Source organism: Nostoc sp. DedSLP04, assembly GCF_034530775.1.
Taxonomy (GTDB): Bacteria; Cyanobacteriota; Cyanobacteriia; order Cyanobacteriales; family Nostocaceae; genus Nostoc.
In genome coordinates this window covers 17,037-36,562 of the sequence record NZ_JAVRCL010000078.1, presented here as the reverse complement: position 1 = coordinate 36,562, position 19,526 = coordinate 17,037, and the positions used below count along the sequence as shown (strand labels likewise).

Annotated in this window: 17 protein-coding genes and 2 pseudogenes; 4 read left to right on the top strand and 15 right to left on the bottom strand. The window is 40.7% G+C overall.

Annotation, left to right across the window (positions count from 1 at the left end; translation table 11 throughout):
* Positions 1–48: 48 nt before the first annotated feature.
* From RMX89_RS30590 to RMX89_RS30575, 4 genes are read right to left on the bottom strand one after another with little or no spacing between them, the layout of a single operon-like run.
* On the bottom strand, positions 49–1,887 hold the full coding sequence (locus tag RMX89_RS30590) for a TnsD family Tn7-like transposition protein (RefSeq protein WP_322691587.1): 1,839 nt from the start codon (positions 1,885–1,887) through the stop codon (positions 49–51).
* A gap of 14 nt (positions 1,888–1,901) precedes the next feature.
* Complete coding sequence (locus tag RMX89_RS30585; RefSeq protein ID WP_322691586.1) at positions 1,902–3,485, bottom strand: ATP-binding protein; 1,584 nt, start codon at positions 3,483–3,485, stop codon at positions 1,902–1,904.
* Positions 3,475–5,670, bottom strand: a complete 2,196-nt coding sequence (locus RMX89_RS30580) for a Mu transposase C-terminal domain-containing protein (protein WP_322691585.1) — start codon at positions 5,668–5,670, stop codon at positions 3,475–3,477. The genes RMX89_RS30585 and RMX89_RS30580 overlap by 11 nt, the downstream gene beginning before the upstream one ends.
* Positions 5,667–6,500 carry a TnsA endonuclease N-terminal domain-containing protein gene (locus tag RMX89_RS30575; RefSeq protein WP_322691584.1) on the bottom strand — a complete coding sequence of 278 codons (834 nt, stop codon included), beginning with the start codon at positions 6,498–6,500 and terminating at the stop codon, positions 5,667–5,669. The genes RMX89_RS30580 and RMX89_RS30575 overlap by 4 nt, the downstream gene beginning before the upstream one ends.
* Before the next feature lie 517 nt (positions 6,501–7,017).
* On the opposite strand from RMX89_RS30575, the gene RMX89_RS30570 reads away from it, so the two are divergent.
* Positions 7,018–8,112, top strand: coding sequence for a DNA sulfur modification protein DndB (locus RMX89_RS30570; protein WP_322691583.1), 1,095 nt, complete (start codon positions 7,018–7,020; stop codon positions 8,110–8,112).
* A gap of 3 nt (positions 8,113–8,115) precedes the next feature.
* Here the strand turns inward: RMX89_RS30570 and RMX89_RS30565 are convergent, their stop codons facing one another.
* From RMX89_RS30565 to RMX89_RS30530, 8 genes are all read right to left on the bottom strand, one after another.
* A complete protein-coding gene (locus RMX89_RS30565; protein WP_322691582.1) occupies positions 8,116–9,582 on the bottom strand; it encodes a protein kinase domain-containing protein in 1,467 nt (488 codons plus the stop codon).
* Positions 9,582–10,172, bottom strand: a complete 591-nt coding sequence (locus RMX89_RS30560; protein ID WP_322691581.1) for a hypothetical protein — start codon at positions 10,170–10,172, stop codon at positions 9,582–9,584. Before RMX89_RS30560 ends, RMX89_RS30565 begins: the two co-directional genes overlap by 1 nt.
* A complete protein-coding gene (locus RMX89_RS30555; RefSeq protein WP_322691580.1) occupies positions 10,165–10,386 on the bottom strand; it encodes a hypothetical protein in 222 nt (73 codons plus the stop codon). Before RMX89_RS30555 ends, RMX89_RS30560 begins: the two co-directional genes overlap by 8 nt.
* Before the next feature lie 38 nt (positions 10,387–10,424).
* Positions 10,425–10,715 carry a hypothetical protein gene (locus tag RMX89_RS30550; RefSeq protein WP_322691579.1) on the bottom strand — a complete coding sequence of 97 codons (291 nt, stop codon included), beginning with the start codon at positions 10,713–10,715 and terminating at the stop codon, positions 10,425–10,427.
* A 23-nt stretch (positions 10,716–10,738) separates the two neighbouring features.
* Positions 10,739–11,287: a transposase gene (locus RMX89_RS30545; protein WP_322691578.1), complete on the bottom strand. Its 549-nt coding sequence runs from the start codon at positions 11,285–11,287 to the stop codon at positions 10,739–10,741.
* A gap of 63 nt (positions 11,288–11,350) precedes the next feature.
* A complete protein-coding gene (locus RMX89_RS30540) occupies positions 11,351–11,593 on the bottom strand; it encodes a transposase (RefSeq protein ID WP_322691577.1) in 243 nt (80 codons plus the stop codon).
* 273 nt (positions 11,594–11,866) lie between these two features.
* Complete coding sequence (locus RMX89_RS30535) at positions 11,867–12,124, bottom strand: hypothetical protein (protein ID WP_322691576.1); 258 nt, start codon at positions 12,122–12,124, stop codon at positions 11,867–11,869.
* A gap of 18 nt (positions 12,125–12,142) precedes the next feature.
* Complete coding sequence (locus tag RMX89_RS30530) at positions 12,143–13,021, bottom strand: hypothetical protein (RefSeq protein ID WP_322691575.1); 879 nt, start codon at positions 13,019–13,021, stop codon at positions 12,143–12,145.
* 162 nt (positions 13,022–13,183) lie between these two features.
* Here RMX89_RS30530 and RMX89_RS30525 point away from each other — a divergent pair.
* Positions 13,184–13,405: pseudogene (locus tag RMX89_RS30525) on the top strand (IS5/IS1182 family transposase); the annotation flags it as partial.
* Between the two features lie 131 nt (positions 13,406–13,536).
* On the opposite strand, the gene ruvC reads toward RMX89_RS30525, so the two are convergent.
* Positions 13,537–14,028 carry a crossover junction endodeoxyribonuclease RuvC gene (gene ruvC / locus RMX89_RS30520; protein ID WP_322673185.1) on the bottom strand — a complete coding sequence of 164 codons (492 nt, stop codon included), beginning with the start codon at positions 14,026–14,028 and terminating at the stop codon, positions 13,537–13,539.
* Between the two features lie 174 nt (positions 14,029–14,202).
* Between ruvC and RMX89_RS30515 the strand changes: the two genes are divergently transcribed.
* Together RMX89_RS30515 and tsaE are read left to right on the top strand one after the other, a co-directional pair.
* On the top strand, positions 14,203–15,603 hold the full coding sequence (locus tag RMX89_RS30515; protein WP_322673186.1) for a gluconeogenesis factor YvcK family protein: 1,401 nt from the start codon (positions 14,203–14,205) through the stop codon (positions 15,601–15,603).
* Between the two features lie 65 nt (positions 15,604–15,668).
* The gene (gene tsaE, locus RMX89_RS30510; protein ID WP_322673187.1) at positions 15,669–16,124 is read left to right on the top strand and encodes a tRNA (adenosine(37)-N6)-threonylcarbamoyltransferase complex ATPase subunit type 1 TsaE; all 456 of its coding nucleotides are present in this window, start codon (positions 15,669–15,671) and stop codon (positions 16,122–16,124) included.
* 913 nt (positions 16,125–17,037) lie between these two features.
* On the opposite strand, the pseudogene RMX89_RS30505 reads toward tsaE, so the two are convergent.
* Together RMX89_RS30505 and topA are read right to left on the bottom strand one after the other, a co-directional pair.
* Positions 17,038–17,236, bottom strand: a pseudogene (locus RMX89_RS30505) (Tn3 family transposase); the annotation flags it as partial.
* A 107-nt stretch (positions 17,237–17,343) separates the two neighbouring features.
* Positions 17,344–19,509, bottom strand: a complete 2,166-nt coding sequence (gene topA, locus RMX89_RS30500; protein WP_322691574.1) for a type I DNA topoisomerase — start codon at positions 19,507–19,509, stop codon at positions 17,344–17,346.
* Between the last annotated feature and the right edge of the window lie 17 nt (positions 19,510–19,526).

Here is a 19,526-nt window from a genome sequence, read left to right as displayed (position 1 = left end):
TTTTTATTTCTGTATCATTTTTCCATAACTTTTGTTTTAAGGACATGTCTATTGCTTACTTGTTGGATGTATATTTTCCTGGCGAAAGCACTCTGCTACCCGTAAAATTTTCCGAATAGCAAACTCATCGTAGCTTTCAGCCAATTCTGTTAATGTTTGGCATGTTAATGGTAGCTTATTGAGATTTTCGCGAATAGTTGATGTTTGACCAATATCTTTACAGAGTCGATTTTTTGTGATTCTTACTAAGTGTCCAGGAGAATTTTTCATGCGTGAGGCGGAAGCTATTAATGCAGATGTCCACTCAGCATCACGCTTTTCCCAGTTAACGCGAACTGTTGGTACAACCTTCACTCTTTTGCGTGGTGGCTTATGTGCTTCCAGCCACTCAGAATCGTATCTTGCAAGCCACTTATGAATGCCTGAAAGTTTATTTATAAGAAATTCCCGATTAGCATTGGGGTTTGCTTCTATCAAAGATAACCATTGGCTTCGATAAGTTTCCAGTTTATTCTGTTCTTGAGACTGAGAATTACTTAAGCTATGCAGTAGCCTTTTATCTATTCTTGTCGGCTTGGAGCTTAGACGGGGTAATGGTAAACCTAAACGAATCGCTTGAGATTTAATTGCGTCTTTGCTAATTCCCAGACGGCGTCCTATCTCCCTGAGGCTGATTTCTAAATCTTCCCATAGATTTTTCAGAGCCATTTCCCATATTGTTCCGTAAGACTCTACTCTGTTATAGCGAAATATATCTTCTGCACAAAGGTCAGGGCCTACACGATAATAGGTGAAGCCACAGGTACAGCAAAACTTTCCTACGGGAGGTTTAGACTTACGCTTATAGCTATAACTAATTTGACACTCTTCTATACATAACTTCTGGAAGTTATCACAAACAGGATTAAGGCATGGCCAGGGCTTGTCACCAAAAGGTTTCCACTTATCAGATAAATTAAAAAATTCTTCAGCCGTGTATCCAATAAAGTGGATGACTAACAAATGCCGTATGGGATGCTTTACCATACCTAAAGCCTTCCTCACTACTAAAATTATCCACGGTAGGGGATTTTTACTTTTATAGTCTATTTCGCAGTGAAGTGAATTCAAAAAATCAGAAGAATAAAAATTATTAAATTGTTCTATCATTTTACGTTTATAAACAGTTCCTTTGTGAGTTACCAAACCTTTTTCAACTAACACTTTAATATATCTTTTATGTAAAGATTCTAAACCTGGGTTTAAATCATTTTGCTTCAGTAGCCAAGCAGCATCACGAGCAATCTTGAGAAGAGCTTCATGCTCAGTATTTGACAGATTAAGCCAACGAGGTAAGGTTGGGCATACCTGTTTCTCTGCTGATATGAACTCATAAACTTTTGTCTGTTCACGTATGCGTACATTACTTTCTTCTAAAAAAACAGCATGGATTGGACATACCTCTACACCAGGTACTTGATGAAGGCGATGCCAATAGTATTCGCCAAACTGCCTTTTGTCCTCTACTGCACACAAGGGACAGAACCGCATCCAAGTTTTTCTTGGTATGCTTAAGACACCTAAGTGAAAATGAATTGCAAATTTTTTGTCACCTTTCATATGTTCTCGAACAAGATGCACTCGCTCAGGTGGGCAAAAAGGGCTATAAAAAGGTAGTAATGTATGGTTGTTAATTAACTGTTCAACTGTATAGTGATGTCCTTGCGGTAGAACCTTAATAAGGTAATTGAGACGTTTTGGGAAGTCGATAGTGGCTACTGCTTCGTCGTATCCAAACAATTCCCTCATTGTAATTTGAGCATTTTCATATTTCACCCTATCTTGGTACCGAGCACAAATGCTGTAAAGCACTTCATCTGGATAAGGATCGGGAAAAAAACCAATCATACTGCAATTTCCTTTTAAAGATATTCAGTAGCAGATCGGACATAGCCTTCTAGTTTAAGAGCTTCATAAGCACTAATTCTTTTTTTTGCACCAAGAGCTACAACCTTAACTAAGCCATTATTTACTGTAGCTGTGTTACGAGATTTCTTCTGGTTCTTATTCGTTTCAGTATGGGTAGGAATTGAAACATCTGTTAGATTGTTCGCTAATTCTGAAGTAGAAGAGTCAAAAGCTAAATTTTGAGGATTAGTGCTGACATGTTCTTGATCATTTACCAGACTTTTTTTAATTACGGGTGAAGAACGAATTTTACCTATAACTTGTGAACTATTTTGAGATGCTTCTAAGAAAGAATTAAGATCGATAGGATAAACATCCTCTACTCTTTGCAGTAATTGGATGTTACCTGTTTTTAACGCTGATAGAATCGGTTGAGCTAGACGAAGGCTGTCCTTTGCAACAGATCGAATAATGCTTTCGGTTACGGTTTCTTTCTCTGTAGCGATCGCCCGAATCTGCGCCAACATATAAACCTTAACGGCAAAATCAGTAATTCCCTGGGTTACTTCATACAGGGTATGACTTAACTCTGGCTTTAATGGAATAGGTTTTCGGACATACTGGTATCGCCAAAGTGATTCGACAAACAATTCCCACACATCATCCTCTGCCATTCTGTCCCAAACTAGATCGCCTTGACCACTACCGCGACGGATTTGGCGAAACTCGCCACTCAAAATAGACATCGCTTTATAAGTTCCTACGAGAACAACAGGAATACCAATGGTATTGACTAATTGGACAAAGAAATTGAGCATTTTGCGTGAGCCACCACTTTTAGCTTCGCTTAAGTGTTGAATTTCATCGATTACCAATACTCCAATGCAGTGTAGTGAAGCTATACGAGCAATGTTTGGTATCAATTGATCGACTGTAAAGCGATGGCCACTATAGTTTTTTGAGTAATTAGTTCCCAAAAGGTCATCAACCGCTTGGAAGAAATTTAAACACAATCCTTTAATAGAGCCATCAAAAGGGCAATCCAACTTTAGCCAAACAATTTGCATCAATGTAAAATTTTGTCCTTTATAGTGGCTATGAATAATAATTTGGGGATAAAGAGACAAAATTGCTTCCACAGCAGTTGTCTTACCGACACCACTAATACCAATAATTGTGAAACCTGTGGCTGTTGAGCGCAGATGAGTTGAAGTAATTTCACTAGAACTCAGAGTATTGATTCGCTTTTGGAAATCTCTCTTAAACTCTGGTGTTAATGGATTGCGTGCTTGATACCCAGATCGAATCATGCGTGATAAACGCTGTTCCAAATCCACATGAATTGGAAGAGGTTCAACAAATTGCAGTGCGTTCTGTACCAAATGTAAACGCAAGTGATTTGGTAGCGATCGCTCCTTCTGGTCATAACTTGGGTAGCGTGCTAGAAGCGTCATAGCTTCTTCTTCTGCAAGAATTTCTGGTAACGCCTCAATCAAAGGATTATTCTGGTAACTAGCAATTAAAGGGTCACAGTATGAAGCTGCTACAACTGCCCCTTTACCAACCAAGACAGATGGTGTCAAATTACTATTGGTCATTGTTCCAGCTCTTCTCTCTTAATTTACGTAACTTATCAATAGGCTTGGGTGGAGCTACATAACCTTCGTCATCCTCTTCTAATTCAGTGACTGAAGGCATTGAAATTAATTGCCCTGCTTGATCAGAAATTTCTTTAACCCCTAGTTGCCATGCTTGTACCTCTCGTTCGTTCTCACGCTCCAACTTGCGATTGTCTCGAATGCTTTGGAGGCGCGATTGTTTACTCTGTCCAGTAAGGGCTTTCTCAGTCTGCTCTTTACCCTCAGCAACAATTTTGTCTATTTGGGCATGGAAATCTGCTTTTGCTTGGTATTGGCGAGTTTTGGCTGCTTCCTTAGCTTGTTTTTGCAGTTCAAAGTAGTCAATGGCTTCGTGCCAGTCTCGTTGCTGAAATGTCTTCTGGGTCTCGATAAGTTGGCAAGGCTCTAATTTTCTACTGTCATCAAGGCGCAAGTAAATTATGTCAAGCCTACGAGGATCGTATGCAATAGGAATTTTCCATCTGCGATTTACTCTAGCTTTGACAAACCACTGTTCGCGTAGAGCTAGTTCGCATGTGTAGTAAAGGCCTTTATAGTAGATGCCTTGATAAGTAACAGAAGCCTCATCTGTTGGTAGCAGATTTAAGCGCACAATATCAGGTGCTATTTGGCGCAGATGACCGCTTCGATTTTGGACTCCCCAGTACCAGAGTTCGATTGGGTATGGGTCAACGTATTCTTGGATCATGAACTCGTCCATTCGATACCAGTCCATCCGGTGTTCTTTGTTATGGTCAAGAATGCAATTGATTATCAGTTGCCGGAACTGCCGAAGGTCTAAGATTGCATCCAGGCGATAGTCGTGGTCACCTCTTTCTCTTTTTCGATGAACTGCTCCAGGTATCCAACGAATCATCTTGTCATTGCTAAGGCGGAAATTTCTCTCCACAATGCCTTTCCAGTCGGCTCTGTATGGAGGTGTATTGGATACCCCTATGTCCAGAACGTTTACCAGATTATTAGCGTTGTAACCTTCGAGTTCACCTCTATCTGCGAGGATGGCTTCAGGAAGGAGATGACTAGGCCAATCACTTTCATTAATGTCAATGTCATACTCTTTGCAAAAAGCTACCTTATCAGCAGTAACATTTTCAAGAGCTAACATAGCACCTAACCAACTCGGGCCTTCTAGACTTACGCTAAATCCTGTAATGAGTCGGCTAAAAGTATCGATGACAAAGTAAATGACAGGACGACCAATAATGCGGTTTCTGTCTAAGGAACTGACTAAATAAATGTCGCCGATCGTGGCATCAATTTGATAGACTGATCCTGGCCCATAGGCTATTTGGGTTGAATCTCCAAGTACATATCTGTAACGTGAATTGAATCGACGCTTACCTTCACGCGAAATTTTTTCTTGAGTTATGTCTCGTTCTTTTTCATACCAGTATCGGAACTGAGCAAATGTGGGAAGCTCAGTAGCAGGCGGTAGCATGGGAACTAATATCCCATTCTGCATTGCATAGCCTTGATGAAAAAACTTTTCCAATGTCAGTTGAAATGCATCTTTTAAAGTTCTTCCTTGACGATTTTCATAAAATGCTTTGATACCGCGATGAAAGTATTTCTTAATTTCATCGTCAACATTGACTCCAATGGATATCTCCATTGCTTTTGAGAGCTTACTGGGACGACCACGCTTAAAATTAGAAGGTTTCCTTTCTTTACCCTTTCCACCACACCTATCAAAGAGAGGAAGAAGGGCATTCCTCGTTTGTCCTCCTTGCCAGTAACGACGCAAATAATTGTAAATAGTCTTTTTTATGCAACCTGTGCTTTGGGCTGTAGCCTCTACAAGCGGGCCACGATCGCGGGGATTAAACATTAGCTCAGTATTTCTCTCAACCAGTGGGCTAATGACTTCCCATGCCCGATCCCTACGATTGAGGTGATTCTGTAAAATCGAATTTTCGGGACGAAGCAACCCAGCGTATGGATCAACTTCAAGGATGCGAATTTCTCTAGAAGCGATCGCTGCTTCTAATTCCTTGGATTTTTGCCATTTTGGAAGAGCTTTTGAGTTATTAATCTCAATAGTCACCACATCTGTACCAGACGGATCAATCCAAAGTACGCGCTCGATATGAATTTCAGTATCGGTATTTTGCCACTCCAGCAGCATATTTACAAGGAGGCTCATCCTACACTCCATAACCCCTGTGATTGCACCAATGGGTTGGTTAAAAGAAGTAAAGGCTGGCTAGGTTTAATTGGTTGATTCATGTCAACCACCCACTGCCGATTGGCAATAAGATGACGAGCAACGGAAAGTCCGATCCCTGGCGCTAGACCCAGTTTGTCATCACAATCAGCAGCTATGTTTGCTAATGAATCTTTGCCTTCGACTACTCCCAGTGTTAAGGCTGTTGCAATTCGATAAATATCAGGCTCTGCCAGGGGTGATAAATCTTCAAGGTTGAGGAAAGGGTGTAGCCAATGAACATTTCGGGCGAATGTTTCAGCAATTTCATTTTCAGTGACAATTCCCCAATTAATCTCTCTGGAATGCCAGTATTGACGTTCAATTTCTAACCTTTGTATTGTGCGTTCTGATTGCAAATCTTTTGCAGACTTAAGCGTGCGGATTTGTTCGGTAACTCCAATATTCTGGCGTACAGTGATACAGAAGTCCGTGACAATCACTATAGGTTCTTGAGTTTTTGGATCTTTCGGATGAGGTATACCGCTCTGTTCTGCGATCGCTAAAGTTTCCTCCAGAGGTAGTAGGGGATATTGCTCTCGAATATCAAAAACAATAGGCGACCATTCCAGTACGTAGAAATAGTTAAGTTCAAGCTTGCTGTGTAAGTGGTGGACTCGTTTGGTTTTCCAACCCTTAATTCGTGTTGCCAGTCCGTGAGATGCCACATCTTGAACCAACAGCCAGGGTTTGTACTCATAACCTTTACCCTGCCCACGGCCTTCACTGATACGTTTGTCAATCTGACTATTTCTTTTACGTTTGGCCATAGTCTTTATGTGCTTATTACAGCATTTGCTTATATAAAAATAGCATACTAATTTTTAAAAAACACATACTGTATGTAATTTTTCTAAAATTTACATACTTTGCAGATATTAGATTGCTAATACACAGGCGTATTGTTGGCTTCCCCAATAGAAGAGAAACCGTTGAAATTTAAAACCTCAAAGCCTTACTGCACAAGGGTTTTAAAATAGTTTTTTGAGAGCAGTTGCACTGGTGATTTATTCCTAAGCAAAGCCAGTCTTACTTGCTGAACAGTTCAGCTACACTAGAAACGAGCATTGATTTGATTACAAATCACACTGATTTGTAATCAAATCAATGCTAAAAGAAGAATGTTTAGCTTAGTTAAGTAAGGTATATGTCTATTTTGTATGTTTTTCAAACTTAAAAGTAAACTAATTTCTTGAAAAAACATCTAATACTATTGGTTCATAAATAATCTACCAACACAAAAACGCTTATATAATCTGCTATTTTAATGAAAATAAAGATATTAATATGAGTCATTATTTTGAATATGTTTTTCCAGTCCTTAGAGCAAAAACAGAAACAAGGTGTTTTTATATATGTAGTTTTCCAATTAAAATAATTTCTAAATTATTTTTTTTAAATAAAGAGGAAATACCAGAAGAAATACGGGCACAGCAAGCTCTAGATAATTCGTTTATTCCAGAAATTGCCAATTATATTATAGAAAACCCAATTCATCAGGTTTTTGTTGAAATTGCAGCATTTGTTGATGCAGAACTTACCTTTGAACCTTTTCATAAGGAAGGAGTACCGGAAGATTTCGGTTTTTTAAGAGTGCCAATGGATGCTAAGATTGAAATCTTTGAAGGTGATCATCGTCTTGCTGCATTACAACTAGCCTTTCATCAAAAGCCAGAACTTGGTGAGCAAACAATTAAAGTAATTTTTTATTCAGATGTTGGTTTAAAAAATTTACAATATAACCGTGAACAATACAGACGTTACGGATTGACAGTTTATCCTGACCCTTTTTATAAAACAATTTACGATGAACGGGACTATAAATTGATATTGGGTAGAGCAATTGTACCTGAAGTAAACGTTTTTAGGCATCTTACAGATACTCAGCGTAATACTCTACCAGTACGTTCAAAAAAATTGTTTACTCTCAGCAGTATTCAAAATGCTACTGTTGCTTTGCTAATAAATCATAAAAAATATGATTTAGTAGATCAAATTGAAATAGCCATTTTGTACTGGAATGCAGTCAGTAAATATATCCCTGATTGGCAAAATGTTCTTCAAGGAAGTATTACTGCTGGCGAAATTCGTCGAAATAAAATTAGTAGCCACGCTGTTAGTTTATCAGCGCTAGGTCATCTGGGAGCCTGTCTTTTAGCCATTCACAGCGATGATTGGAGAGAAAAATTACTTAATGTTTTAAGCAAGTTGCTACAAATCGATTGGTCACGCTCAAATCCAGAATTTCAGAGTCGCATTATTTTTGATGGGCGTATTTCCAAATCTTTAACCACTGTAAGTTTAATAACTTCTTACTTGAAGAAGCATTTTGATCTGCCGTTAACTTCTGAAGAAAAACAGCTAGAACAAAATAAAAAGTAAGAATTAACGAACACCAATAGCATTAAGTTGCTCCAACTTGTTTTTTGCCCATTGCTCATCTGGTGCTATTTTCAAATATGCTCGCAGAAAGGCAGTGGCTTTTCCCGTATCTCTCATTTGTTCAAAGACCAAGACAAGGCGTTTAAGGATAGCAGGACTTTTTGGGTGTTCGCGGTTCAAGGATAACAAAATTTTTGCAGCATCTTCGTACTTAGCCTGTAAGCCCAGAAGAGACGCTTTCTTAACTAGCAAGTCTGGTAATTCTCCCTCTATTCCCAAACACTTCTCAACCATTTCAATAGCTGAATGAATTTGCCGAGTTTGTATATAAGCGGCTAAAGTAATACGACAAAGGTCGCGTTTTACAGGAGACTCAGGATTTAATAAGTATAGATGTGCTTCGATATCTCTTAGACAATCAAAATATCTCCCATCCCTGTATGCTGCCGTGATCATCAACAGGAAAGCATGAGGATCTGAGCTACTTTCAAACTCTGAATATGCTACATTTTCTACTTGAGAGTAAGCTCCAGCTTCTAACAACCGCAAAGTCTGAGTTGACCAATCTTCTGAAGGCTGTTGCCGAGGTGGCAAGATACGAATTGGTTGGTAATCCATCTGGAAACGTGCAACCCGTTTAAATGCGATCGCCATCTCCGAGAGTGATTCCCAGCGATTTGCTGGCTCAAAGGCAAGGCAGCGCAAAATAAAATGTTCTAAAGCAGGTGAAACTGAAGAGTTAATCTCACGAGGACGAGGAAAAGGTGTATGCCGAGCAACTTGGCTCAAAGTATCATGAGGCAATCGCGCTGTTACTAAATGGTAAATTAAAACCCCTAAGCTGTAGATGTCAGCTTTAAAAAGAGATTCAGCACTACGTCCTTTTACACTGGAACCAACTATTTCAGGTGCTGAGTAAAGAATTGTCCCACCATTTTCGCGGCTTCTGGCATACATATCATCAGGTAATATGCTACATCCAAAATCAGTTAGTTTTACCTGATCTCCAGAGACAAGAATATTTTGGGGTTTAATATCCCCGTGGGACATTCCCAGTCGGTGAAGATGTTCTACTCCAGCTAAAACTTGTTGGTAAATATCGAGAAGTCGCTTGTAGCTAGCAACAAATCCTTGCTCTCCCTTATCGAGTAACTGAGATAGGGTCAGGCTAGGGAAATATTCCATTTCAATGAGATACCATTCACGCTCTGGAGGTACTCTTCCCATCCAAAAAACTTTAATAACGTTAGGATGAGGTTCGGCTCCCACCAAGGCTGAACCCTCGGCAAGCTCTTCATTTGTTGCCCCTTGTTCTTTTGGTATTTTTACCGCCACAATTTGATTATCTTTTAGGCGTTGCGATCGCCAAACCCAACCATAAGAACCATCGCCTAAACATTCGAGCAGTTCATAGCGATCGCCTAACCGCCGATCAGGGCGTGGAATAAAAAATTTAGATTTGCGACTCATCAGTTTTCTCGCAGAATAATATCTGATAGGTACAATAAATTGTTGCTGTTTTCTCTCATAACGAATTCGAGCAGGAGGAACTGCCCTTTACTGCTGCCTCTCACTCGCTCTTTTGCCTGAGTTTCAAATCCTGTTTCAATAATTTGCAGTAAGTCTGCGCGTTTGGGAGGTGAAACAGTTGTTTTTCTCCAGTAAGCCAGCAATAATATCTGTGCGGTTTCATTCCAACGATGCTGTGCCAGCAGTAAGTTTTTCGCTTTATCTTCTAACTTGCACTGTTCGTTCTTATTGCTGTAACGCTCAAACTCAGCAATCAAAAAAGGCGAATGACTAATTTTGTCAAACCAAACCGTATCTGGGCGCACATCATCCCCAATATAAGCGTAATTTCCTTGTTGTAAAGCTGGAACTTCCGCAATTCCTACATAGCCAAGATAATTGCCTAGTAGGGCTAAGAAAGTCATTCCCAGACTGTGAATTGAAAAACTAAAATCTTTAACTCCCCAATTCTGAGTCCAGATTGGTAGCAATTCTTGAGCCGTTGTCAAATTTTGCAATTCTGTTATGGTCTTTTCCAGGAGATTAGCCATTAAATCTTCCCCATAGATTCAGAACTTCTGGTGATTGCCCACCATGAACAAGTGCTTTAGTACCAATTTTGACTAACAGTGGTGCAGGAATTGAACGTCCACAAATCAAGGCTTCCCCAGTAGAAAGGCTTGGTAATTCCTCGATATCAGCTTTGCTCACCATGTCCGAAGTCTTAGTAATAAACCTCTGGTCATCTGGGTTTTTCAAGCGCATTGCAATTAAAGTATTGCACTGGGAAGTGACATCAGAATCTAGTTTTGAAGGGCGCTGGCTAACAATGGCAAACCCAACCCCAAATTTGTGTCCCTCACTGCAATCTTCTTAATAATGCGATGACTTACTGCTGCTTCACCTGCGGGTGCAAAGTTGTGTCCCTCTTCGTAAACCAAAAAACAGGGACGAATGCGGTCTGTTTTACTGGCAGCACCCCGGAGAATTTCACTAGAAATTAAGGCTGTAATAACTTGTTTTGCTGTATCGCTTAAACCTTGTAGGTCAACCACTACAAGCCTACCGCGTTTATCACTTGGTCGGCCTACCATATTATATAGAACCGATTTGACATCTAAGGAGAGGATGCAAGCCTCTTAACCATCAGCCGAATAAAACAAAGATTAACTTTGGTAGTCGCATTAGCTAGAGTTCTTTCAAAGTTCTTGACGAGAATTTTGCATCTCTCCATCCAAGCATTTGACCGCTCAATTACCCACCTTGCTGCAACCGGAATAAACCCAGATTTACCTTGGTCTTTCTTTTCTTGTTTCGATGGTTTCGCCGAAAGTTCAAACCTGATTTTCGTCATGATCTGGGGATAAACCTTTTGTAGCTCCTCCCTAAGATGTTCAGGGTGATAACCGTGGTCTAGCAGGATGGTGATTTTGGGAATATTGACGGGTTTTGACTTGAAATAATCGATTTTTTCAGTCAACATCTCAATCAAACCCTTATCATCAGATACATTCGCTTTGGTGCAGTGAGTAAAGAAAGGAAACCCCAGGGTATCAACTGCTAAATGCCTTTTAATGCCATTAGTCGATTTGTACAAACAATATCCTTTCGATGCAACGCTGGCATTACAAGTGTTTTTTACCGCTTGAGAGTCGATAATCAGCAACGTTGTCCACTTGGCTTTTTTTTAACCTGTTCACAGACTTGAGCGTGTAAGATGCTCATCAGTTTATCGATCGCTCCCTCGGCCCGCCACTGCTTGTAATGCCAATATACCGTCGAGTAAGGGGGTAGGTATGAAGGGTAAGTCTTCCCAATTGCAGCCATTCTTGAGTTGATAGAAGATACCATCCAAAATTTCTCGCTTTGTCCAGTTAGGCGGTCTTGTCTGCTTTTTAATCGGTAATATCTGAGGCAATAAGGGTTCGAGGATTATCCACTCTTCGTCTGTGAGGCTGCTAGAGTATGGCATGACTGCTGGATACGACTTTTGCGCTAACTTTACTTTAAGACAGTAAAAGATGTCAAATGGGTTCTATACAGGAACAATATTGTCGCCAGATTCATAACCTACTAAATTGCCTATATGTAAACTGGTTTGTTCATCAAATTCGTAGAATGAGCTAAGAAATTGATAGTCTACAGTTTCGACTTTTGCACCAGGGTCAAGCGCACGGCGAGGAATTTTGATTTGACCTGTGTATGGGTCTTTGTAACCAACAAGTTCGAGTTTGGCAACTACTCGTTATCCTGTAATTTGAGCGCCGGGAAGTAGTTCTAAATCTGTGAGTGATTGCCCCATTTCTGAGTTGTAGAGAACATTGGTTCGGATAATACTATTAATTCTTCCCAGTACATTAATTTCTGACTCCTCTTGGCGTTCTCGATGGCGGATGCGAACAAATTCGCCGCGTCTACCAGCAAAGGACGAAGAGAGAATCATTGTCAGATTGTTGGGATCACCAGTGTTGCCAACTAATTTCCCTAGAATTTGATGTTTCATTGCCATTTATGCAAATAATTAAACAAAATCATCTAAATCTGATAACCATAAATCCTCGACCTCACGCCGTTTAATTTCTGCTTGTAGGCTTTGGCTGTAATATGCAAGGAAATTATCTAAAGCGTTTTGTTCTCGTTCTGCCAACTGGATTGGTAAAGGTGCAGCTTGTGAGCCACCAGTTAGTGTGAGTGCCATGATTTGAGAACAAATTCTGTCAAGGTTTTTTTGGTTCCAGTGAGGTTCATCCCCAATTAACTGAAGTAATTGCGGGGTATTTGTTTGTGCAGCTTTGAAATGATAACCAAGCACTCCTAATGAAGTGACATCGCTGGGTTCCATGCGAGGTGTTTGTACGCTCATGCGAAAAGCTGCCGTGCGTGTGTAACTGTTGAGAATGCCGTAGATAAAGCGTCTTTCCCCAATGCCTGCGATCGCCTCTTCTGATCCGATAATTTGATGAGTTAGATTTGCATCAACTTTCTCAGTATTCAATATATGTTTACGCCCCTCGGCTGTGCGTAAGTCTTGTTGGGCAATATGAACTATTGCACCATAACGCTCTGATGCTAAACTCACAACAGCAGTACCATTAGGATTCCAAGGTTGAAGTTTTTCGCGGTGATTTGACCAGAAATTAGAAATAGCCTTAATTGCACTATCAAAAGCAGCGCGATAACTGGCATGACTCTCTGCTTCTCGCAGAGGAACCATGCTTCGGTCTAGTACCAGTGGGCAATCGAGCAAAATTAAGTCGTAGGGATTTTCCAGTCCCATTGCTCGATCTGCCATCTCGTAAGCCTGACGCACACCAATAAGCTGCAAGCGTTTTGACTGGTTTTCGTAGTTGATATCGTCCAGTTCACAGGTACTATCCTGACCAACTGTGGATATTCTCATATCTTGCACCTGATAAAAACTCTCAGTATTAATCAATAATAAGAAAATAAAAGTAACATCTAAAAATTGAGCTTCTACTTTTTATACTAGTACAATAAACTACATTTAGTATCAGGATATATACAAATGACATATACAAAGATAGGAATTGAGTTGTTAACGCAGTGGGTGATGGACTCTTGCCGTTGGATTGTGCAGGTGGTGCTACGACCGGAGCAAACCAGGGGCTTCGTGTTGCTCAAAAAACGTTGGGTGGTGAGCGCACTTACGAGAAAGCTGATGGGCTGTCGGCGATTGGTCAGAGACTATGAGTTATTACCGGAAACATCGGAGACGTTTATCTACCTTGCCATGATCCGGCTCATGGTAAGGCGATTAGCATAAAATTTGACCCCTCAAAACTTTTCAAACAACTTCTGAGGTGCTAAAGAAAGATGTGCCAGTTAGTTTCCAGCTTTATTCCCTAGTTTCCAACTTTATTCTCTAGTTTCCAACTTTATTCTCTTTTTACAAACCTACAGCTGATAAGAAGCCGTTAAAGCTACTGCCAAAGCATCCGCAGCATCATCCGGCTTAGGAATTTCATCTAAATCCAACTCCCGCGCCACCGCTTCTTGCACTTCTGACTTATCAGCATTGCCATACCCTGTTAAAGCTTGTTTAATTTGAGCCGGAGTAAACTCTACATAAGGAAGACGACGCTGCCCCAACACTAAAATGACTATACCCCGCGCCTGTGCAACCAGGATAGTACTTGACATACGATAGAAGAAGAGTTTCTCGATCGCCACTAAATCTGGTTGAAATTCCTCGATCAGGGTGTGTAAATCATCAAACAAGGTACATAAGCGCTGTCCCATTTCTACATCTGCTGACGTTTTAATTACTCCAAAATCCAGCATATTTACTGTAGTCTCTTGCACCTTTTTGAGATTTTGTGTGTAGCTAATTGCCCCAAATCCTAAAATTGCCAGTCCTGGATCTAATCCTAAAATTCGTTTTTCCATTAAATTCACTTTTACCAAGCCAGGGTATTGTTTAATTAGAAATCCTGGCAATCTTCACGACTTGCTCTTAGTCTAATAGGATTGATAAATATAATAGTTTCACGCCTGGTCTTTTAAACCAAGCGGTGTAAATTTTCTGTTAATTATTGTTTGTAGCACTGCTCCAAATCAGGTATGTCAATTGGTTTTCTCAGACAAGCCCTCAACGCCCTGCAAAAGCAGTCGCGCTCTCGTACTTATCGGGTTAACCAGTGGTTCAAATGGTTATCCCCTGGACTATCGGTAAAACGTTGGTTGTTAATTAGTGTTGGAGGTGTACTGCTGGCGAGTTTGGGGTTAGCCATTTGGATTAAGCTAACCCCAATTTTTTGGATGATTGAGTTGGTTAGAGGTTTCTTGGGAGTCATCACCAACCTCTTACCGAACTATATCAGTGGGCCTTTGGTACTGCTTGGCGGTTTGCTATTAGTGCTTTGGGGGCAAACTCGCACAGTAGGCTCAATTACTAAGGTACTAAGAGCAGAAGGCGGAGAGGAACTCATTGATGTCTTGCTGGCCCATCGTCGATTGTACCGAGGCCCAAAAATAGTGGTAATTGGTGGTGGTACGGGACTTTCTACGTTGTTGAGAGGACTGAAAACCTACAGCGCTAATATTACTGCAATTGTTACTGTTGCCGATGATGGTGGATCTTCTGGGCGTTTGCGTCAAGAGTTTGGAGTGCTACCACCAGGAGATATTCGCAATTGTTTGGCTGCACTAGCAGATGAAGAAAAGTTATTAACAGAATTGTTTCAATACCGTTTTCGGGCTGGGGATGGGTTAACTGGCCACAGTTTTGGCAATTTGTTTTTAACGGCAATGAGTGATATTACTGGAGATTTAGAACAAGCAGTTGCAGCCAGTTCTAAAGTTCTAGCGGTGCGAGGACAAGTACTACCAGCAACTCTCAGTGATGTTCGCCTCTGGGCAGAATTAGCCGATGGTCGTCGTATTGAGGGGGAGTCTAGTATTCCTAAAGCTGGCGGTAAAATTGTCAAAATTGGCTGCATTCCGGCTAATCCTCCGGCGGTGCCAGCAGCTATTAAAGCAATTAAAGAAGCTGATTACATCATTATTGGCCCAGGTAGCCTTTATACAAGCCTAATTCCTAATTTATTAGTACCAGAAATTGCCGATGCGATCGCTCAATCAGATGCCCCTCGTATTTATATCTGCAATATAATGACTCAACCAGGAGAAACTGAAGGCTACACTGTTGCCGATCACATCAGAGCAATTGATGCTGCTTGCGGACAAAGACGACTATTCGATGCTGTATTAATACACAAAAAATCTCCTTCGGAGCAATCACTTATCCGCTACGCCCAACAAAACTCCCATCCCGTTTTCCTCGATAGAGAAGCCGTAACTCAATTAGGGCGACGGATTGTTCCAGCTAATGTTTTGTATGAAGATGAAACAGGTTTTGTACGTCACAATCCGCAGAAACTAGCACAAGTGTTATTGCGGTGGTACGGTAGAAGTCAGTCCCTTCGGGGAATTCAAAATTCAAAATTCAAAATTCAAAATTAAGGAAGATGAAAATTTGTCATTTGTCATTTGTTTAGACTAATTCAGTAATACCCAATACCTCAATCATGAAAATTTTTCTTGCAGATACAGAAGCGACGCTGCGCTTAGGTATTACTCTTGGCGAATCCCTGACATCGGGGAGTGTAATTTTACTAGAAGGTGATTTAGGCACTGGTAAAACTACTTTAGTTCAAGGCATTGGTAAAGGTTTAGGAATTGCTGAACCCATTGTCAGTCCCACTTTCACGCTGATTAATGAGTACACTGAAGGACGCTTTCCTCTTTACCATCTGGATTTATATCGCTTGGAACCGCAAGAAGTCGCAACTCTAAATTTAGAAAGTTACTGGGAAGGTGTTGAAGTGATACCAGGAATTGTGGCAGTTGAATGGGCGGAACGATTGCCCTACAAACCAGATAGTTATCTCAGCGTGAGTTTGACTTATGGACATGAAGGCACTCGTCAAGTCGAACTCACATCATTCAATTGTGCCATTAGCAAAGTCATTGCTGCAATTTAAGCTCATCCCCCGCCTAAAGTACGAGGGATTTCAGTTTTTTGACCCAACACTCAAAAATTCCTGCAAATAATCGAGAGAGAACTTTATACTCGTCTTATCTGCCACTACCACGTTCGCCACCGTCAGTTCCTAACATTGCGATCTCAACCAAAACAAAAATATTTAATCAGCTTTTCTTCAATAGAAAACTGGTAGCCAGCTTTGCTGACACTTGCTCCTATAAATTTAGAAAAGTTGGCAACACACTGGCTTTCTTTAAAAGAGAGAGTATTTTTTCCTTCACTCCCTTAAATCCAGGCGGGGTTATTTTATCCGAATAGTATTGAACCTAAAGTGATTCTTAACTAAACAGGATATATGAATCAAGCAAGTGTAAATAAACTGTTGTTGGGGTCAATGAGAGTTTTGAGAGAACTTAGTCAGCTTCGATTGAACCCGATTAGTTCCCTACTGTGGTTTAAAAAAGGAATCTAGATTATTTAGCAGCGAACGCTAGTAGAAAAAGTTAAGCAATTATAAATTTATGTATAATTTTAACTTTCCTCACACTTAGTATTCCCAAGTTAAGTTCACAATCTATACAAAAAAATAAAGTATTTTATAAATTTACAAAATTAGTTCTAATAATTTTAATTAGCAATAAATTATTATATTCACATCTGTAATTAGCACCGATCTCAATAAAATATTTAACTAAAATATCTCGTATTTATACATATTTTATCTAGAAAGACAAGACACGAAAAAAGCAAACCATCTAAAGATACAGGGTTTTATCTGTGGACTAAACTTTTTGTTACACCTATCACTTCAGAATCAAGTAAAAATGCTTAATCTACGACTAAACGCCGTAGAATTAAGCATTTTTGCAATCGGTAGAGTCTTTTGTCAAACAAGTGGGGGTCATGACGAAGTACAGTTCATATTTGGTTCCATCTGCTGCTGTTGAGCCATCACCCCATAATGGCAAGTTCAAGACATTGACATTGTAGCGGTTAATTATATCGGTCAATGCTGCGTTTAGTTTATCCGCCTTCACATGACGACGATTGACAAACGAAAGCTCTCTCTACTCCTTGCATATGTCGTGCTGCTTGTGTTGGCCCTAAGTTAACGTCAGTTCGACAAGCCCTTTTTTGACCTCTCCCCCAACCCCTCTCCCTGTCGGATAGGGGAGCCAAAACCCTTTAGTATTAAGTAAAAATATCAGCAGTGTAGTCTAACAATTCAATTCCCCAAACTTAGGACTCCACCACCCTTTTTGTGTGCTGAAATAAGCCACATTTTTATGTTTGGTATCCTTACGAAATTGGGCATTAGAACATCGCAACATTGTCTTACTCTGCCCCTCTTTGATATAACTGTACTCCTCTAGAGGTTTTTTACATACTGGGCAGGGATATGCCGTCATCTTGACAGGAGGCTTTTGTTGATTTTCAGCTTGGACTGTTTTAGCTTGTGGTGGCTGCCAAGTTTTGTTAAAATCGCTCCAAAATAGCACGACATTTTCACAGCCTTTTGTGCATTTGAGGAAATATTTCTTTTTGACCTTACTGCTCGGAATTTTGGCGAGAAAATTTTTGCATTCAGGGCATCGCGTTTTGGAAGTTTCATATTTGCGCTCAGTTATCACATTAGCTTTACCTGTTGGGGAACTTGCAACTACAGTTTTAGCTTTGGAGAGCGCTGGTATAAAGTAATTCTGATTCCAATTAGTTAAATAATGCTGCCAAGAATTCTTTCCTTCAGAAATGGCATCAAGGGCATCTTCCATTTTCGCTGTGAATTCTGCCTCTAGTAAATCCGGCAGTGCTTTGAGCAAAAATGCATCAACTTCTAACCCTAACGCTGTCGGTTGCAGATGGTCTTTTTTCAACTCAACATAATTTCGTTTTTTTAAGGTAGCAACAGTAGGAGCATAAGTACTTGGGCGACCAATTCCTTTACGTTCCATCAATTGCACTAATTTTGGTTCACTATAACGGGGTGGTGGCTGCGTCTGCTTCTTTTCATGTCCAGCATTCTCTAGTTTCAATGCTTGTCCCTGTTGTAATGAAGGTAAAACACTATCCTTGCTGAGATTGTTCCAGTATCGAGCATAACCGTAAAATTCAATCACTTGCCCTCTGGCTGACCACAGTAGAGAACCAGACTGAGTAATCACCAAAGTTTTACGCAATTGGGCAGCACGACACTGAGAAGCAATTGACCGTTTCCAAATCATCACATACAAATTAAACTCATCATCAGGAAGTTCTAAACGCAATTGAGCTGAGGGACGAAATACATCAGTTGGACGAATCGCTTCATGTGCTTCTTGAGCCGATTTACTACTGCGATGCTTGGCGACTTGCGACGGTACATTCGGCGGATCGTTTTGCTCTAACCATTTACGGGCGCTGGCACAAAATTCTGGACTCAGCATCACTGAGTCTGTTCGCATATATGTGATCAACCCTGCCTCATAGAGCTTTTGGGCCACAACCATAGTTTTGTCGGGAGCAAACCTCAGCTTTGAACCGGCTGCTTGCTGAAGGCTGGAAGTTGTAAATGGTGGCGGTGGCTGACGGTTAACAATTTTTCCTTCAAAATGAATCACCTGATGAGGATGTTGCTGTGCTTCTGTAACTAAGCGTGTTGCTTCTGCTTCGGAAAGAACACGTTTAGATTCCGGTGTTTCTGGACTATTACCAACCTTTGCATCATCGTGAGTTTCAGTTTCTTGTTCTGCTGCATCTTTTGCAGAATCGACCGTCCCTTTGTAAAAAGCCCGGAATCCTTCCGCATAATCTACCCAGACACTCCAGTAATCTTGGGGGACAAAAGCCAGAATTTCGTTTTCTCGCTGACAAATTAGGTGCAACGTGGCGCTTTGGACTCTGCCAACACTCTTAGCGCCGTTATTCAATGCCCAAACTAAAGGGCTACCTTTATAACCCACCAACTTATCTAGGCAATCTCGGCACAGCCCAGCACCGATTAAATTTTGGTCTAGCTTTCTAGGATTAGCGATCGCACTCTGTACCGCCGATGCTGTAATCTCAGTATAAATTACTCGTTTTGGTTCCCTTAAACCCAGCGTTTCTTTGAGATGCCAAGCGATTGTCTCACCTTCCCGGTCTGGGTCAGTTGCTAAGACAACTTCATCAACCTGCTTCACCGCAGACTTGAGCTTCTGAATTGTTTCTTTCGCTCGTTGGTCACGCGGGACGTAATTGCATCGGACATGACTGCCGTCCATAACGAAGCCCAAGGAATCGTCTCCTTCATTGCTGAGTTCTCGGATGTGGCCACAACTGGCTAGAACTTTCCAATCCGAACCCAGAATTTGACTGAGCTTTTTGACTTTTCCCGGAGACTCTACTACAAGCAGGCGTTTGATCATAGCAACTGCGTTCTAGA

What these genes read in the sequence shown, in the direction of transcription:
- RMX89_RS30590 (WP_322691587.1), bottom strand. Translation starts at nt 1,887, where the DNA reads ATGATTGGTTTTTTTCCCGATCCTTATCCAGATGAAGTGCTTTACAGC.
- RMX89_RS30585 (WP_322691586.1), bottom strand. Translation starts at nt 3,485, where the DNA reads ATGACCAATAGTAATTTGACACCATCTGTCTTGGTTGGTAAAGGGGCA.
- RMX89_RS30580 (WP_322691585.1), bottom strand. Translation starts at nt 5,670, where the DNA reads ATGAGCCTCCTTGTAAATATGCTGCTGGAGTGGCAAAATACCGATACT.
- RMX89_RS30575 (WP_322691584.1), bottom strand. Translation starts at nt 6,500, where the DNA reads ATGGCCAAACGTAAAAGAAATAGTCAGATTGACAAACGTATCAGTGAA.
- RMX89_RS30570 (WP_322691583.1), top strand. Translation starts at nt 7,018, where the DNA reads ATGAGTCATTATTTTGAATATGTTTTTCCAGTCCTTAGAGCAAAAACA.
- RMX89_RS30565 (WP_322691582.1), bottom strand. Translation starts at nt 9,582, where the DNA reads ATGAGTCGCAAATCTAAATTTTTTATTCCACGCCCTGATCGGCGGTTA.
- RMX89_RS30560 (WP_322691581.1), bottom strand. Translation starts at nt 10,172, where the DNA reads ATGGCTAATCTCCTGGAAAAGACCATAACAGAATTGCAAAATTTGACA.
- RMX89_RS30555 (WP_322691580.1), bottom strand. Translation starts at nt 10,386, where the DNA reads ATGCGCTTGAAAAACCCAGATGACCAGAGGTTTATTACTAAGACTTCG.
- RMX89_RS30550 (WP_322691579.1), bottom strand. Translation starts at nt 10,715, where the DNA reads ATGGTAGGCCGACCAAGTGATAAACGCGGTAGGCTTGTAGTGGTTGAC.
- RMX89_RS30540 (WP_322691577.1), bottom strand. Translation starts at nt 11,593, where the DNA reads ATGCCATACTCTAGCAGCCTCACAGACGAAGAGTGGATAATCCTCGAA.
- RMX89_RS30535 (WP_322691576.1), bottom strand. Translation starts at nt 12,124, where the DNA reads ATGAAACATCAAATTCTAGGGAAATTAGTTGGCAACACTGGTGATCCC.
- RMX89_RS30530 (WP_322691575.1), bottom strand. Translation starts at nt 13,021, where the DNA reads ATGAGAATATCCACAGTTGGTCAGGATAGTACCTGTGAACTGGACGAT.
- ruvC (WP_322673185.1), bottom strand. Translation starts at nt 14,028, where the DNA reads ATGGAAAAACGAATTTTAGGATTAGATCCAGGACTGGCAATTTTAGGA.
- RMX89_RS30515 (WP_322673186.1), top strand. Translation starts at nt 14,203, where the DNA reads ATGTCAATTGGTTTTCTCAGACAAGCCCTCAACGCCCTGCAAAAGCAG.
- tsaE (WP_322673187.1), top strand. Translation starts at nt 15,669, where the DNA reads ATGAAAATTTTTCTTGCAGATACAGAAGCGACGCTGCGCTTAGGTATT.
- topA (WP_322691574.1), bottom strand. Translation starts at nt 19,509, where the DNA reads ATGATCAAACGCCTGCTTGTAGTAGAGTCTCCGGGAAAAGTCAAAAAG.